This window comes from Streptomyces sp. NPDC050549 (assembly GCF_040655035.1).
Lineage (GTDB): Bacteria > Actinomycetota > Actinomycetes > Streptomycetales > Streptomycetaceae > Streptomyces.
This window is the reverse complement of the sequence record NZ_JBFAJD010000008.1, coordinates 22,647-37,941: the sequence shown is the minus strand read 5'-3', so window position 1 is coordinate 37,941 and position 15,295 is coordinate 22,647. Positions and strand designations below refer to the sequence as shown.

Below are 15,295 nucleotides of genomic sequence, written 5' to 3'. Positions count from 1 at the left end.
TGCATGACGTTATACAGCCGGGCAAGGGACAATTCATGATCCAGTTCGACGCGGTCCACAAGCGCTTCCCCAACGGCACGACGGCAGTTCACGACCTCTCCCTGGAGATGCCGGAAGGCGGGGTCACCGTACTGGTCGGATCCTCCGGTTGCGGCAAGACGACCACCCTTCGGATGATCAACCGGATGATCGACCCGACCTCGGGCGTCATCAAGGTCGGCGGCAAGGACGTCACCCAGCAGGACGCCGCCGAGCTGCGCCGCTCCATCGGATACGTCATCCAGCAGTCCGGGCTCTTCCCGCACCGCACGGTCCTCGACAACATCGCCACCGTGCCGCTCCTGCTGGGCCACGGCCGGAAGAAGGCACGCGCCCGCGCCGCCGAACTCCTTGAGACGGTCGGCCTCGCTCCCGACGCCGGCAAGCGGTACCCGCACCAGCTCTCCGGCGGCCAGCAGCAGCGCGTCGGCGTGGCCCGCGCGCTCGCCGCCGACCCGCCGGTGCTGCTGATGGACGAGCCCTTCGGTGCCGTCGACCCGGTGGTCCGCACCCAGCTCCAGGACGAACTCCTGCGCCTGCAGAAGGAGTTGAACAAGACCATCGTCTTCGTCACGCACGACATCGACGAGGCCGTACGGCTCGGCGACCGCATCGCGATCTTCCGCACCGGCGGCCACCTCGTCCAGTGCGCGGCCCCCGCCGAACTCCTCGCCCGCCCGGCCGACGACTTCGTGGCCGACTTCCTCGGCGCCGAGCGCGGCCTCAAACTGCTCTCGCTGAAGACCCTCGCCGAGGTCCCACAGGCCCCGGCTCCCGAGGGCGGCACCTGGACGCTCGCCCTCGACGAGGCCCGCAGGCCGCTGCACTGGGCGTCCAAGGACGCCGAGATCCTGGTGAGGCCGCTGAAGGACGACGACTCCCTGCTCGCGGCCCTCAACGAGTCCGTCGCCGCCCCCAACGGCCTGATAGCCCGCGTCGACGCCGACGGCGTCCTGACCGGCGTCTCGTCCCGCGACGACATCCACACCCACGCGGGCCAGGCCCACGCCGAAGCCCGGGTGGCGGCGTGAGCGTCGACTGGTCGTGGATAGGCGACCACACCGACGACCTCACCAGCCTCACGCTCTCGCACCTCCAGGCCGCGATGACCGCCGTCTTCTTCGGCCTGCTGATCTCGCTCCCGCTGGCGGTCGTGGCGCACCGGGTCCGCCCGCTCCGGGGCTTCCTGCTCGGCCTGTCGAACGTGCTCTTCACGATCCCGTCGATCGCGATCTTCGTGCTCCTGCTCCCGATCAGCGGCCTCACCCGCACCACCACCGTGATCGGCCTGACGGTCTACACGCTGGTCGTGCTGCTGCGGAACACGGTCGAGGGCCTCGACTCGGTCCCCGCGAAGACGAAGGAGGCCGCGAAGGCGATGGGCACGCGCCCCCTGCGCACGCTCCTCACCGTCGAACTCCCCCTCGCGCTCCCGGTCATCATGGCCGGCGTCCGCATCGCCACCGTCATGTCGATCTCGCTCGTCTCGGTCGCGACCTACATCGGCGACGGCGGCCTCGGCCAGCTCTTCACCGACGGCTTCCAGCGCGACTTCCCGACGCCGGTGATCGTGGGCGTGGTCCTCACCCTGCTGCTCGCCGTGGCGGCGGACGCGGCCCTGGTCGGCCTCCAGTACGTACTGACTCCGTGGAAGAGGCGGCGAGCCTGATGTACGAACTCTTCGTGAACCTCGCCAAGTGGCTGACCAACGGCTCCCAGTGGGCCGGTTCGGACGGCATCGCGCACCGCCTCGCCGAGCACCTCCAGTACTCGCTGCTCGCCACCCTCATCGCGGCCGTGATCGGCCTGCCGCTGGGGCTGCTGATCGGGCACACCGGCAAGGGCGCGTTCCTCGCGATCAACCTCGCCTCCTTCGGCCGCGCGCTGCCGACCGTGGGCCTGGTCGTCCTCGTCTTCCTGGCCAGCGGCCTGTCCATGTGGCCGGTGTACATCGCGCTGGTCGCCCTCGCGGTCCCGTCGATCGTCACGAACACCTACGCCGGCATGACCGCCGTCGACCCGGACGTGAAGGACGCGGCCCGCGGGCAGGGCATGCGCGGCCACCAGGTCCTGTTCCAGGTCGAGTTGCCCCTCGCGCTCCCTCTGATCATGACCGGCCTGCGGCTCGCCCTCATCCAGGTGGTGGCCACGGCCACGATCGCCGCCTACGTCTCCTTCGGAGGCCTCGGCCGCTACGTCTTCGACGGACTCGCCCAGCGCGACCTCGTGCAGGTGCTCGGCGGGGCGGTGCTCGTCGCCGTCGTCGCCATCGTCCTCGACCTCGGGCTCTCCGCCCTCCAGCGCTTCCTCTTCCGCCACCGCACCGCGTAGGGATCACCGAAATGAATCGTCGTACCGTCCTCGGCGGCCTCTTCGCGGTCGCCTCCGTCCCCGTCCTGTCCTCCTGCGCGAGCGGCGTCACCTCCCTCGACGGCGGGGGCTCCGCCGGCGGTGGCAGCGCCTCCAGCAAGAACGGCGTCACCATCGGCACCGCCAACTTCACCGAGAACCAGGTCCTCGGCTACCTCTACGCCGCCGCCCTCGAAGCGGCCGGAGTGAAGGTCAGGGTCCGCCCCAACCTCGGCACCCGCGAGATCGTCTTCCCCGCTCTCAAGAGCGGGGACATCGACCTCCTCCCCGAGTACCAGGGCTCCCTGCTCACCTACCTCCAGCCCAAGTCCAAGGTCGCGGAGGCGGGCGAGATGCAGAACGCCCTCACCCTCGCCCTCCCCTCCGGCCTCCAGGTCCTGCCCTACGGCATCGCCGAGGACGCGGACTGCTTCGTCGTCACCCGCGCGACCGCCAGGAAGTACGGCCTGGTCACACTGGCCGACCTGGCGAAGCACAACGGCAAACTGACCCTCGGCGCCTCCGCCGAGGTGAAGACACGTCAGGTGGGCGTCGTAGGACTGAAGGACGTGTACGGCATCGAGTTCAAGGAGTTCAAGTCCCTTGATTCCGACGGGCCGTTGGTGAAGGGCGCCCTGAAGAAGGGCGATGTGGACGTGGCGAACCTGTTCACCACCGACACCGACATCAAGGCCAACGACTGGGTCGTCCTGACCGACCCCAAGACCCTGATCCCCAGCCAGCACATCGTCCCGCTCATCGCCGACCGGGTGGCCGATCCCACGGTCCGCAAGGCCCTCGCGAGCCTCGGCAATCTGCTCACCACGGCCCAACTCACCGAGCTGAACCGCCAGGTGGACAAGGACAAGAAGGACCCGGAGGACGTGGCGAACGCGTACGCGAAGCAGCACGGCATCACGAAGTAACGACCCGTTGATGATCTGACGAGGGATCAGTCAAGTGTCGTTAAATCGGCACTCCTGGTAACCGATCACATGCGTAGGGTGACTACACGCTCCCCACCTGAGGAAACGCATGGCCTCGAACCGCAGGGCCTTTCTGACGGCCACCGCCGTCGGCGCGCTGGCCACCGCCCCCACGACCGCCACCGCAGCCGTAGGCATCCGCCCCCGTCCGACCACCGCCCCCGCAGCCCTGGCCGAACTCCTCGACGGCAACCGCCGCTATGCCACCGACCGCCCCCGCCACCCGGACGAGAGCCGCGCGCTGCGCCGTCAACTGGCCACCGCGCAGCACCCGTTCGCGGTGATCGTCGGCTGCATCGACTCCCGGGTGCCGCCCGAACTGGTCTTCGACCAGGGCCTCGGCGACCTGCTGTGCATAAGGACGGCGGGCGAGGTCCTGGACGAGGCGGTGCTCGCGTCCATCCAGTACGGCGTCGAGGAACTGCGCATCCCGCTGGTGCTGGTGCTCGGCCACGAGCGCTGCGGGGCGGTGGCGGCAACCCTCGCGCACCTGGAGACCGGCGCCCCCGTCCCCGGCCATCTCGCCCTCCTGGTCGACGAGATCGCCCCGGCCGCCCGCCGCACCCGGGCACTGCCCGGCGACTGGGCCGAGCACACGATGACCGCCCACACGGCCTGGGTCAGGGACGCGATCCGCGCCGACCCCGCCTTCGCCCCGGCGCACGTCGTGGCGGGGCGCTTCGACCTCGACACGGGGCTCGTGACCCTGCTGCCGTAGCCCCAATTCCCCACTGCCGTAAGCACGTTCCCCCCTCTGCAGAGAAACCCGTGCCCATGCCCATGAACGGCGTGCTCTCCGTCCTGCCCTCCCCCGCCGATTTCCGTACGATGACCCGCGCCCCGCGCCGCGACCTGCTCTGCGGCCTCACGGTCGCCGTCGTGGCACTCCCGCTCGCCCTCGGTTTCGGGGTGACGTCCGGTCTCGGCGCGGCCTCCGGCCTGATCACCGCGATCGTCGCGGGCTCGTTCGCCGCGCTGTTCGGCGGCTCCGCGCGCCAGGTCAGCGGGCCGACCGGCGCGATGACGGTCGTGCTCGTCCCGATCGTCCACGAGTACGGCGCGAACGGCGTCCTCACGGTCGGGCTGATCTCCGGCGTCATGCTCCTCGTGCTCGCCTTCGCCCGCGCGGGAACGGCGATGGCGTACGTCCCCGCACCGGTGATCGCCGGTTTCACCATCGGCATCGCGTGCGTGATCGGGCTCCAGCAGGTGCCGTCGGCGCTGGGCGTGCCCACTCCGGCCGGTGACCAGGTGGCGGTGGTGGCGGCCCGCGCGGCCGAGGAGTTCGACGCGACCCCGCACTGGGCGGCCCTCCTCCTCGCCCTCGGCTCGGCCGCGCTGATGCTGGCCGGGGCGCGCTGGAAACCGACGGTTCCCTTCTCCCTGGCGGCCGTCGGCGTGGCGACCGTCGTGGCCGAGGCCCTGCACCTGCACGTCACCCGCCTCGGCAGCCTCCCGTCCTCGCTCCCCGCCCCCTCCCTCGCCTTCCTGGACGTCTCCCGAGTCCCGACCCTCCTCCTCCCCGCCGCGGCGGTCGCCGCACTGGCCGCCCTGGAATCCCTCCTGTCCGCCTCCGTCGCGGACGCGATGCGCCCCGGCGAGCGCCACGACCCCGGCAAGGAACTCTTCGGCCAGGGCATCGCCAACCTCGCGGCCCCGCTCTTCGGCGGTGTCCCGGCGACGGGCGCGATCGCGCGTACCGCGGTCAACGTCCGCACCGGCGCCGCCTCCCGGCTGGCCGCCCTCGCGCACGCCGTGATCCTCGCCGGGATCGTCGCGGTCGCCGCCCCGCTGGTGGGCCGTATCCCCCTGGCCGCGCTGGCCGGAGTGCTGCTGGCGACGGCGGTCCGCATGGTGGAGACGGACGCGGTCCGCGCGATGGCCCGCTCGACGCACGGGGACGCCCTGGTCCTGGTCCTCACCGCGGTCGGCACCCTCGCCCTCGACCTGGTGCGCGCGGTCCTGATCGGCCTGGGCGTCTCGGTGCTGCTGGCCCTGCGCGCGGCGATGCGCGGCACGAGCCTCACCCCTGCCGAACTCCCCGACACCTCCGGCACGGTGACGTACCGCTTCGAGGGCCCGCTCCTCTTCGCCGCCGCCCACCGCTTCCGCCGCAGCCTGGCGGATGTGCGGGACGTGACGACCGTAGACCTACGACTGTCAGGTCTCACGGCGGTCGACGCGACGGGCGCGCTGGCGCTGAAGGAGGCGGTGGGCGAGCTGCACGACCGGGGTATCGAGGTCCGGATCACGGGTGTGGAGCACGGTCACCGCAAGGTGCTGGAGTCGCTCGGGGTACTCCCGGTGAACCCGAATCCGAACAGGGGGGCTATCCCCAGTGCAGCGGGCGCGACCGCTCCCTAATCTGAGTCGCATGACGGGAATGGACTCGCACGACGCCGAACTCAAGAAGGAACTCAACGCCACCCTGCAGGCGCGCAGGGAGCTGGGCGACGAGTACGAGTCGGCGCTGGTCGACTCGTTCCTGGAGAAGGTCGACCAGCGCATCGACGGAGCGGTGGAGCGCCGGGTGCGCCGGCAGATGGCCGAGCAGCAGATGGTGGTCGCCCGCGGCTCACGAGGCGGGCCGAAACCGACCGACTCCTGGGGGGAGCGCTTCGGCTTCGGCATCGTCTCGATGGTCCTGGCGATCCCGCTCTCCGCGATCGGCGGCGGCATCGCCCACCTCCCCGGCCTCCTGGTGGCGTGGGCCGGCATCGTCGGCGTCAACGCCGTCCAGGCCGCACGCACCAATCCGGGGCTGTTCGGCGGCCGGCGCCACAAGTCCTCCCAGGACAGCGAGTGGGAGGACTGACCACTCCGGTCACGCCTGGCGGGTCGGCAGCACCATGATCTGCCGCAGGTTGACATGCCGGGCACGGCTCGCCGCGTAGGCCACGACATCGGCGACCTCCTCGGCGGACAGCCCGCCCAACGCCCCGAACATCTCGTCCAGTTGGCGGGCCATCTCCTCACTGCCGAGGTGGGTCCCCAACTCGGTTTCGGTCAGGCCCGGTTCGATGTTGGTGACCCGTACGTCGCGGGGCCCGAGCTCGGTGCGCAGCGACTGGGAGAGATAGGTGACGGCGGCCTTGGTCGCGCCGTACACGGCGTAGGTGGGGAACGTGAGGTGCGCGCCGACCGACGAGATGTTGACCAGGTCCGCGCTACGGCCCTCCCCCGCGGCCGCCACCAGGTCCCCGGTGAAGGCGCGGACGACACGCAGCACTCCGGTCACGTTGGTGTCGAGCATCCGGCGCCACTCGTCGATCCGCCCGTCGTCGACAGGGTGCGGCAGCATGACACCGGCGGCGTTGACGACCAGGTCGACGGGCCCGAACGTCTCATGGACCAGCTCGGCGGCGGCCTCCACGGCCGCGTCGTCGGTGACGTCGGCGACGACGGCGAGGGCCTGTCCCCCGTCGGCCCGGATCTTCCCGGCGATCGCGTCCAGCCGCTCCCCGCGCCGGGCCAGCAGCGCCACCCGCGCCCCGTTCGCGGCCAGTTGAACGGCAATCGCCTGCCCGATGCCGCTGGCGGCCCCGGTGACCACGGCGGTACGGCCGGCCAGATTCTCGTACGACATGAAGTGCTCCTCGGTAGGTGGACGTCGCCGGGGCACTTCCCCGGCGACGTCCACCACCGTGCGCCGCCCCGAGGGCCCTACCCAGGGATGCGTTTTTCCTGGGTCTGCCAGTACCAGGTTGGAAATCCGCGACCGGCCTACCATCGAACCCATGGACGGGGACATCGGAGACTTCCTGCGCTCACGCCGTGCTCGGATCCAGCCCGAGGAGGTGGGGCTGGCCTCGTACGGACGCCGTCGGGTCCCCGGGCTGCGCCGCGAGGAGGTCGCGCAGCTGGCCGGGGTGAGCGTCGACTACTACATCAGGCTGGAGCAGGGGCGCGGGACTGGAGGCCCCTCCCGGACGAAGTCCGGGGGAGTCTCGGACGCGGTGCTCGACGCGATCGCCCGCGTCCTGCGCCTGGACGAGACGGAACACGCCTACTTGCGTACGGTGGCCCGCCCTCACCGAGGGAAGAAGGAGCGGACGCCGACTGCCCGCGTCCGCCCCGGTGTTCAGGTCCTGCTCGACGGCATGGACCGTATGCCCGCCTTCGTGCTGGGCCCCCGGATGGACGTGCTCGCCTGGAACGCCCTCGCCGACGCGCTCAGCGGTTTCAGCGCCATGCCCGCCGCCGTCCGCAACATCCCGCGCCATGTCTTCCTCGACCCGGCCTCGCGCGACCTCTACCCGGACTGGGCCGCGGTGGCCGCACAGGCCGTCGCGAATCTGCGGGTGACCTCCGGTCGCGAGGGGGACGACCCGGAACTGAACGCCCTCGTCGGTGAACTCTCCCTGCGCAGCGAGGACTTCCGCCGCCTGTGGGCCGACCACGAGGTCAAGGAGTGCGCCTACGGCGTGAAGCGCGTCCGGCACCCGGTCGCGGGCCTGCTGACCCTGCCGTACGAAACACTCGCGGTACCGGGAGAGTTGACGCAGACGCTCGTGGTCTACACGCCGGAGCCGGGTTCGGAGACGTACGAGCGGCTTGCGCTGCTGGGAAGTTGGGCGACGACGGCGTCGTAGACGATGCGCCCGCGGAAAAAAGCTATGCGCGGGGACCGCCGCACCCCCCGTTGCCGGGAGGGCGGGACGACGGCGGTCCCCGCGAGGGACGCGTGCCGGGTCAGGGCCGGGCGTGCGCGTCCTAGGCGTCGGTGGAGGTCCGGGAGCCGCTCCGGAGGTCCGTGACGCCGTTTTTGTGCCGGCGAGGCGGGGAGCCGCTCCCGCCTGCCGACATCCACTAATCTGCCGTACCCGTGTTAAGCGGGTGCTGCGTGGACGTGACGCGCTCGTACCACTTCCGAGAAGTCCACCGTTTCGGTAGGCAACCGCAAAGTCGCCGCCGTCACGACCCGTTCACCGGACGTTTTGCTACTGCTTCCCGCTCTTGGCGAGGAAGGACAGCAGGTCCTGCCGGCTGATGACACCGGTCGGCTTGCCCTCGACCAGGACGATCGCGGCGTCGGCCGCGCCCAGCACGGTCATCAGGTCGCCCACCGGCTCACCGGAACCGACCTGCGGCAGCGGGGCCGACATGTGCTTCTCCAGCGGGTCGGAGAGGGAGGCGCGCTGGGTGAACAGGGCGTCCAGCAGCTCCCGTTCGACGACCGAGCCGACGACCTCGGCCGCCATGACGTCCGGGTGGCCGGCGCCCGGCTTCACGATCGGCATCTGCGAGACGCCGTACTCGCGCAGCACCTCGATGGCCTGGCCGACGGTCTCGTCCGGGTGCATGTGCACGAGGGACGGGATGGCGCCGTGCACCTTGTCGTTGAGGACGTCGGCGACGCGGGCGCTGGGGCCCTCGTCCTCCAGGAAGCCGTAGTCGGCCATCCACTCGTCGTTGAAGATCTTGCTCAGGTACCCGCGCCCGCTGTCGGGCAGCAGGACCACGACCACGTCGTCCGGGCCCAGCCGCTCCGCGACCCGCAGCGCGGCCACGACCGCCATCCCGCAGGAGCCGCCGACGAGCAGCCCCTCCTCCTTGGCGAGCCGGCGGGTCATCTGGAAGGAGTCCTTGTCGGACACGGCGACGATCTCGTCCGCGACGGTCCGGTCGTAGGCGGTCGGCCAGAAGTCCTCACCGACGCCCTCGACGAGATACGGCCGCCCGGAGCCGCCGGAGTAGACGGAGCCCTCGGGGTCGGCGCCGATGACCTGGACCCTGCCGTCGCTGACGTCCTTCAGGTAGCGCCCGGTGCCGGAGATGGTGCCGCCGGTGCCGACGCCCGCCACGAAGTGGGTGATCTTCCCCTCGGTCTGCTCCCAGAGCTCGGGGCCGGTCGAGTGGTAGTGGGAGAGCGGGTTGTTGGGGTTGGAGTACTGGTCGGGCTTCCAGGCGCCCGGCGTCTCGCGGACCAGGCGGTCGGAGACGTTGTAGTACGAGTCCGGGTGCTCGGGGTCCACGGCGGTGGGGCACACGACCACTTCGGCGCCGTACGCGCGCAGCACGTTGATCTTGTCGGTGGACACCTTGTCGGGGCACACGAAGATGCAGTGGTACCCCTTCTGCTGGGCCACGATGGCCAGGCCGACGCCGGTGTTGCCGCTGGTCGGCTCGACGATGGTGCCGCCCGGCTTGAGCGCGCCGCTCTGCTCCGCCGCCTCGATCATGCGCAGGGCGATGCGGTCCTTCACGCTCCCGCCGGGGTTGAAGTACTCCACCTTGGCCAGAACGGTCGCCTGGATGCCCGCGGTCACGCTGTTGAGCCTCACCAGCGGGGTGTTGCCGACGAGGCTGATCATCGAGTCGTGGAATTGCACCGTTGTCTCCGGTTGCTGCAAAAGAAGTGGTCGTGATTGGTCCCGCCAGCCTAAGGCCCACAAATGGCGTTCACCGCCTGTTGAGATTGGGCGACGGGCTGTTCGGGGCAAGGAGTGGATGACGGCTACGAGGAGGTGGCGGCGACGTATGACGAGGATGTCGAGGGCGCGGGTGGCCCGGCGGATCGCGGCCGGTGCGGCGTACGGCGGTGGCGGGGTCGGACTGGTGGGCGCGGCGGCCGTCGGCCTGGTGCTGGCCGAGGTGCGCTTCGTGAAACGACATGTGGGCAACGGCCATGGCCCGGGCAGCAACCATGTGCCGAGCGCCGACGGCCGGTACGGACATGTCTACGACACCCCTGGTGAACCTCCGCTGCGGCTGACCATGCTCGGCGACTCCACGGCCGCCGGCCAGGGCGTGCACCGGGCGGCCCAGACCCCGGGCGCGCTGCTGGCGTCCGGCCTCGCGGCGGTCGCCGAACGCCCGGTCGAACTGCACAACGTGGCCCTCCCGGGCGCCCAGTCCGACGACCTGGACCGCCAGGTGGCCCTCGCCCTCGCGGACACCTCCCGGGTCCCCGACGTCTGCGTGATCATGGTCGGCGCGAACGACGTCACCCACCGCATGCATCCGACCAGATCGGTCCGGCACCTCTCGGCGACGGTACGGCGGCTGCGCACGGCCGGTGCCGAGGTGGTCGTCGGCACCTGTCCCGACCTCGGCACGGTGGAGCAGGTCCAGCAGCCATTGCGCTGGCTGGCCCGCCGGGCCTCCCGGCAGCTGGCGGCGGCCCAGACGATCGGCACGGTCGAACAGGGCGGGCGCACGGTGTCGCTGGGCGACCTGCTCGGCCCCGAGTTCGCGGCGAACCCGCGCGAGCTGTTCGGCCCGGACAACTTCCACCCCTCGGCGGAGGGGTACGCGACGGCGGCGATGGCGGTCCTGCCGACCGTCTGCGCCGCCCTGGGCCTCTGGCCGGCGGAGGAGGACCGCCCGGACGCGTCCCGCCGCGAGGGCTTCCTGCCGGTGGCACGAGCGGCGGCGGAGGCGGCTTCGGAGCCGGGCACGGAGGTCACGGCGGCCATGCCGACCGGGCCTCGGGGGCCGTGGGCATTGCTGAAGCGGCGGAAGCGACGCCGGGTCCCGGAGCCGGAGGCGGCACCCTCCAGCTCGTCCGGCGTCTGAGGACGAGGCCGTTCAGGCCGATGGGGGTCCGGGGACACAGCCCCCAGGGACGCCCGCCTCTGCCGGCCCGCGCCAGTCGTCCGCCGGACGTGCTGGGGGTTGGCGCACTTCTCGACCCACCGAGTCGGGTGGTGGGTGGGCAGAGGTCGGGGGTCCAGGAGGCGGAGCCCCTTGGGACGTCCGCCTCGACCCACCCGCACCACCGGCCCGCTCTGCCGCCGGAGGCCCAAGCAAGCGCTTAGAAAACTGCGGTCAGGGTCACACAGCGATCCCCGTGACCTGCGCCATACGTACGGGTAACTTCCCAGGGAGCCCTGCACATCACACCGTAGATACGCCAATGGAGCCGTGATGCCCGAAGCCGTCATCGTCTCGACCGCCCGCTCCCCCATCGGCCGCGCCGTCAAGGGCTCCCTCAAGGACCTGCGCCCCGACGACCTCACCGCCACGATCATCCAGGCCGCCCTGGCGAAGATCCCCGAACTGGACCCCGCACTCATCGAGGACCTGATGCTCGGCTGCGGCCTCCCCGGCGGCGAGCAGGGCTACAACCTCGGCCGGATCGTCGCCGTGCAGATGGGCATGGACCACCTGCCCGGCTGCACGATCACCCGTTACTGTTCCTCGTCGCTGCAGACCAGCCGTATGGCCCTGCACGCCATCAAGGCCGGCGAGGGCGACGTCTTCATCTCGGCCGGTGTCGAGATGGTCTCCCGCTACGCCAAGGGCAGCTCGGACGGCCTCCCGGAAACCACCAACCCGATCTTCGCCGAGGCCCAGGCCCGCACCGCCGCCACCGCCGCGTCCGAGGGCTCCACCTGGCACGACCCGCGCGAGGACGGCCTGCTCCCCGACCCGTACATCGCGATGGGCCAGACCGCCGAGAACCTCGCCCGGATCAAGGGCGTCACCCGCCAGGACATGGACGAGTTCGGCGTCCGCTCGCAGAACCTCGCCGAGGAAGCCATCAAGAACGGCTTCTGGGAGCGCGAGATCACCCCGGTCACGCTGCCGGACGGCACGGTCGTCAGCAAGGACGACGGTCCGCGCGCCGGCGTCACCCTGGAGGGCGTCTCCGGCCTCAAGCCGGTCTTCCGCCCCGACGGCCTGGTCACGGCCGGCAACTGCTGCCCGCTGAACGACGGCGCCGCCGCGGTCGTCATCATGAGCGACACCAAGGCCCGCGAGCTGGGCCTGACCCCGCTGGCGCGGATCGTGTCGACGGGTGTCTCCGGCCTCTCCCCCGAGATCATGGGCCTCGGCCCGGTCGAGGCGTCGAAGCAGGCGCTGGGCCGCGCCGGTCTCACCGTCGACGACATCGACCTGTTCGAGATCAACGAGGCGTTCGCCGCCCAGGTGATCCCGTCCTACCGCGACCTGAACATCCCGCTGGAGAAGCTGAACGTGAACGGCGGCGCCATCGCCGTCGGCCACCCCTTCGGCATGACCGGCGCCCGCATCACCGGCACGCTGATCAACTCCCTCCAGTTCCACGACAAGCAGTTCGGTCTGGAGACGATGTGCGTCGGCGGCGGCCAGGGCATGGCGATGGTCATCGAGCGTCTCAGCTGACCAACTCCCCGTAGCCGTACGGGAACTTTGCGTCACCCTCGGGCCCGGAACCCAGTAACCACCTGGGTTCTGGGCCGATTTGTGATCCAATCTCCCCCAGGATGTGACCTATCTCCCTTCGGAGATGCATTTCCCCAGGTCAGGGCCGTTTCACCACCAAACATCGGGTCCAAAGTCCTGCCCGTTTCGTGACGTTACGCACTGACAGCTGGATAGTCCGCCCTTCAAGCTGATGTAGGAAGTCGGGGGTCGACTTTGAACCGGGAGTACGTCAGTGAGCGCCATGCCGATCGCTTTGCTGCTCACCACGGCCGCCACAGGCGCCGTGGGCGTCGCCGTCCTGCGCACCCTCTTGGTGCTCCGTCGACAGGTGGCGGACCTGCACACCGAACTGGCCGAGAGCCGGGCCGCCGCCGTACGGGCGCTCGTGCCCGCCGCCCGCAACCACGCCGACGCGGACGAGATACGCGCCGCCGTGGCCGAGGCGCTGGCCGAGGAGCGGGAGCGGGAGCTGGCCGAGGCGCGGGCCTTCTGGGCCGCCCAGGAAGCCCGCGACACCGAGGTGCCGACCCTGCTGGGTCTGCCCGACAGCGAGCTGTTCATGCCCCGCCAGAGCGACTTCGCGGGCCTCGAACCGCTGGAGCCGGTGACCGAGCCGTTCACGGAGCCCGAGGAGTTCGCCGGTGACTCCCCCGAACTGGCCGCCGCGCGCCGCCGCCACCCGTCCCACCCGGACTTCGTCCCGGCCCAGTCACCGGTCGCGAACGACCACGAACGCACGGTCGCCACGCTGGAGGAACTGGCCGAGTCCGCCGTGGAACTGGCCGACGTGCGCCCGGGCCCGCTCGGCACGCTCGACGTCTACGTCTTCGTCGACGGCACTACCCTCTGCATGACCCCGGGCCACCGCGAAACCGCCGAACGCCTCGCAGCGGCCCTCCGCGCCGGCGAGACCCCGTTCCTCCTGGGCGGCTCGGGTGTCTCCGGCGCCTACACGCTGACGTTCGCGTGCGGCGAGGAGAACGTGTACATCCTGGCGGACAGGGTCATAGCGTCACTCTGATCTGTCGCCTGCGGGTGAGTGGGGGCTGGTCGCGCAGTTCCCCGCTCCCCTGCAAACGCATTCCACGGGCGCGGGGAACTGCGCGGCCGGCCACAACGCACCCGCAGGCGCACCTCAGACCCCCGCCCTCTTCTGCGCCTCCGCGACCAACCCGAGCGCCTCATCGACTTCGGCGTCGTTCACCAACACGACCGCCAAGTCGTGCACAGCCACGCTGATTTGATCGGCGGCCGCGAACATCCCCGCGTCCGGCATCTCCCGAGGCACCCCCAGGGGATCCTCAACCCGCTGCGCCCACAGGGCAAACTCCCTGGCCAGCGCCAGCGCCTCCGCGGCGGCGCCCCGTTGCAGACGGCTCTGCGGCGCAGCCCTGAGCCGGTCCGCGAAGTGATCCACCGCTTGAGTCAACCGCGTCGTATCCACCACGCCGCGAGACTACGCGCCGCACCCGGACTGTTGCCAACGGGCGAACGCTCAGGCACGGTGACTTGAAGGACCGGCTTACACCCCATGCGTCCGGAGGCGCCGATGTCCCAAGTGTTCTCCCAGGAGACCCACCGCAACCTGCTCGCCCGCATCCCCCACTGCACCGGTCGTGAAGTGTCCGACTGGCTGCGCACCGTCGACGAAGGCCCCGCCCTCTTCCGTTTCGAGGAGAAGGTCAGCTGGCTCCGCGCCGAGCACGACCTCGCATACGGCCACGCCAAGGCGATCATTCACGAGTACGACCTGAGGAGGGCCGCGCGCAAACTGCTCTAGGCGCGCACCACAGACCGACCCACCACGGACATGACGAAGGGCCCCGGGAACGAACCCGGGGCCCTTTCGCGGATCAGCCTGCCGTCGGCTAGTCGTTGCTGTTGAGGATCGCGATGATCCGCAGGAACTCCATGTAGATCCACACCAGCGTCAGCGTGAGGCCGAAGGCCGCGAGCCACGCCTCTTCCTTCGGGGCGCCGTACGCGATGCCGTCCTCGACCTGCTTGAAGTCCAGGGCGAGGAAGCAGGCACCGAGGATGATGCCGACGATGCCGAAGAAGATGCCGAGCGGGCCGCTGCGGAAGCCGAGGCCGTCACCGCCGCCGAACACCGCGAACAGCAGGTTGACCGCCATCAGCAGCACGAAACCGAGCGCGGCGGCCATCACGAAGCCGTAGAAGCGGCGGTTGACGCGGATCCAGCCCGCGCGGTACGCGATGAGCACACCGGCGAAGACCGCCATCGTGCCGATCACGGCCTGCATGGCCGCGCCGCTCGCGATGCGGTTGTCGACGACGCTGGAGACGACGCCGAGGAAGACGCCTTCCAGTGCTGCGTACGACAGGATCAGCGCGGGGACGGGCTTGCGCTTGAAGGACTGGACGAACGCCAGCACCATCGCGACCAGCGCGGCGCCGATCCCGATGCCGTAGGAACGGCCGATGTTGGCGTCGTCGACCGGGAGCAGCACCCAGGCGAGCGCGGCCGTGACGATCAGGGTGCCGAGGGTGGTGCCGGTGCGCTGGACGACGTCGTCCATGGTCATCCGGCCGGTGGTGGCCGGGGCCTGGGGCGGTGCGCCCTGCTGAAGGTCCTGCTGGGCGTAAGGGTTCTGCGCGTAGGGGTTGCCCCCCGCGTACGGGTTGCCCTGCGTGCCCACGGCGGGGCCCCCGGCCTGCGGCGCGGTGTTGAAGCCCGCGTAGCCGTTGTCGCGGCTGAACCCCCGTCGCGAGAAGACCGGGTTTCTGCTCCTCATTTCACTCCTCCATGGCCGCCTCGCGCGGCCTTG

The 15,295-nt window shown here is 70.7% G+C and carries 16 protein-coding genes; 12 read left to right on the top strand and 4 right to left on the bottom strand.

The genetic code is table 11. The features are described from left to right. The first annotated feature begins 35 nt into the window (after nucleotides 1-35). The 7 genes from AB0I51_RS14170 (at nucleotide 36) to AB0I51_RS14140 (ending at nucleotide 6,189) form a co-directional block, all read left to right on the top strand. Nucleotides 36-1,070 carry an ATP-binding cassette domain-containing protein gene (locus AB0I51_RS14170; RefSeq protein WP_362974746.1) on the top strand — a complete coding sequence of 345 codons (1,035 nt, stop codon included), beginning with the start codon at nucleotides 36-38 and terminating at the stop codon, nucleotides 1,068-1,070. After that, nucleotides 1,067-1,708, top strand: a complete 642-nt coding sequence (locus AB0I51_RS14165; RefSeq protein ID WP_362974744.1) for an ABC transporter permease — start codon at nucleotides 1,067-1,069, stop codon at nucleotides 1,706-1,708. Before AB0I51_RS14170 ends, AB0I51_RS14165 begins: the two co-directional genes overlap by 4 nt. Then, entirely contained in the window at nucleotides 1,708-2,370 is a 663-nt protein-coding gene (locus AB0I51_RS14160; protein WP_362975155.1) for an ABC transporter permease, read from the top strand. The genes AB0I51_RS14165 and AB0I51_RS14160 overlap by 1 nt, the downstream gene beginning before the upstream one ends. A gap of 11 nt (nucleotides 2,371-2,381) precedes the next feature. Next, on the top strand, nucleotides 2,382-3,314 hold the full coding sequence (locus AB0I51_RS14155) for an ABC transporter substrate-binding protein (RefSeq protein WP_362974742.1): 933 nt from the start codon (nucleotides 2,382-2,384) through the stop codon (nucleotides 3,312-3,314). A gap of 109 nt (nucleotides 3,315-3,423) precedes the next feature. Next, complete coding sequence (locus AB0I51_RS14150) at nucleotides 3,424-4,092, top strand: carbonic anhydrase (RefSeq protein WP_362974740.1); 669 nt, start codon at nucleotides 3,424-3,426, stop codon at nucleotides 4,090-4,092. Nucleotides 4,093-4,148: 56 nt separating this feature from the next. Beyond that, nucleotides 4,149-5,738, top strand: a complete 1,590-nt coding sequence (locus AB0I51_RS14145) for a SulP family inorganic anion transporter (RefSeq protein WP_362974738.1) — start codon at nucleotides 4,149-4,151, stop codon at nucleotides 5,736-5,738. A gap of 19 nt (nucleotides 5,739-5,757) precedes the next feature. Then, nucleotides 5,758-6,189 carry a hypothetical protein gene (locus tag AB0I51_RS14140; protein WP_362975153.1) on the top strand — a complete coding sequence of 144 codons (432 nt, stop codon included), beginning with the start codon at nucleotides 5,758-5,760 and terminating at the stop codon, nucleotides 6,187-6,189. A gap of 9 nt (nucleotides 6,190-6,198) precedes the next feature. On the opposite strand, the gene AB0I51_RS14135 is transcribed toward AB0I51_RS14140, so the two are convergent. After that, nucleotides 6,199-6,960, bottom strand: coding sequence for an SDR family oxidoreductase (locus AB0I51_RS14135; RefSeq protein WP_362974736.1), 762 nt, complete (start codon nucleotides 6,958-6,960; stop codon nucleotides 6,199-6,201). Between the two features lie 151 nt (nucleotides 6,961-7,111). On the opposite strand from AB0I51_RS14135, the gene AB0I51_RS14130 reads away from it, so the two are divergent. Further along, complete coding sequence (locus tag AB0I51_RS14130; protein ID WP_362974734.1) at nucleotides 7,112-7,966, top strand: helix-turn-helix transcriptional regulator; 855 nt, start codon at nucleotides 7,112-7,114, stop codon at nucleotides 7,964-7,966. Nucleotides 7,967-8,314: 348 nt separating this feature from the next. Here AB0I51_RS14130 and AB0I51_RS14125 read toward each other — a convergent pair whose 3' ends face one another. Then, nucleotides 8,315-9,706: a cystathionine beta-synthase gene (locus AB0I51_RS14125; RefSeq protein WP_362974732.1), complete on the bottom strand. Its 1,392-nt coding sequence runs from the start codon at nucleotides 9,704-9,706 to the stop codon at nucleotides 8,315-8,317. A 148-nt stretch (nucleotides 9,707-9,854) separates the two neighbouring features. On the opposite strand from AB0I51_RS14125, the gene AB0I51_RS14120 reads away from it, so the two are divergent. The 3 genes from AB0I51_RS14120 to AB0I51_RS14110 all read left to right on the top strand — a co-directional run bounded on the left by AB0I51_RS14120 (nucleotide 9,855) and on the right by AB0I51_RS14110 (nucleotide 13,527). Continuing rightward, nucleotides 9,855-10,892: an SGNH/GDSL hydrolase family protein gene (locus tag AB0I51_RS14120; RefSeq protein WP_362974730.1), complete on the top strand. Its 1,038-nt coding sequence runs from the start codon at nucleotides 9,855-9,857 to the stop codon at nucleotides 10,890-10,892. Nucleotides 10,893-11,243: 351 nt separating this feature from the next. Beyond that, entirely contained in the window at nucleotides 11,244-12,464 is a 1,221-nt protein-coding gene (locus AB0I51_RS14115) for an acetyl-CoA C-acetyltransferase (RefSeq protein WP_362974728.1), read from the top strand. A gap of 283 nt (nucleotides 12,465-12,747) precedes the next feature. Then, nucleotides 12,748-13,527, top strand: coding sequence for a hypothetical protein (locus tag AB0I51_RS14110; RefSeq protein WP_362975151.1), 780 nt, complete (start codon nucleotides 12,748-12,750; stop codon nucleotides 13,525-13,527). 114 nt (nucleotides 13,528-13,641) lie between these two features. Here AB0I51_RS14110 and AB0I51_RS14105 read toward each other — a convergent pair whose 3' ends face one another. Further along, a complete protein-coding gene (locus tag AB0I51_RS14105; protein WP_362974726.1) occupies nucleotides 13,642-13,953 on the bottom strand; it encodes a hypothetical protein in 312 nt (103 codons plus the stop codon). Nucleotides 13,954-14,055: 102 nt separating this feature from the next. Between AB0I51_RS14105 and AB0I51_RS14100 the strand changes: the two genes are divergently transcribed. Continuing rightward, complete coding sequence (locus tag AB0I51_RS14100) at nucleotides 14,056-14,286, top strand: DUF4287 domain-containing protein (protein ID WP_026178224.1); 231 nt, start codon at nucleotides 14,056-14,058, stop codon at nucleotides 14,284-14,286. Between the two features lie 88 nt (nucleotides 14,287-14,374). On the opposite strand, the gene AB0I51_RS14095 is transcribed toward AB0I51_RS14100, so the two are convergent. Then, nucleotides 14,375-15,262: a Bax inhibitor-1/YccA family protein gene (locus tag AB0I51_RS14095; RefSeq protein WP_362974724.1), complete on the bottom strand. Its 888-nt coding sequence runs from the start codon at nucleotides 15,260-15,262 to the stop codon at nucleotides 14,375-14,377. Nucleotides 15,263-15,295: the final 33 nt, after the last annotated feature.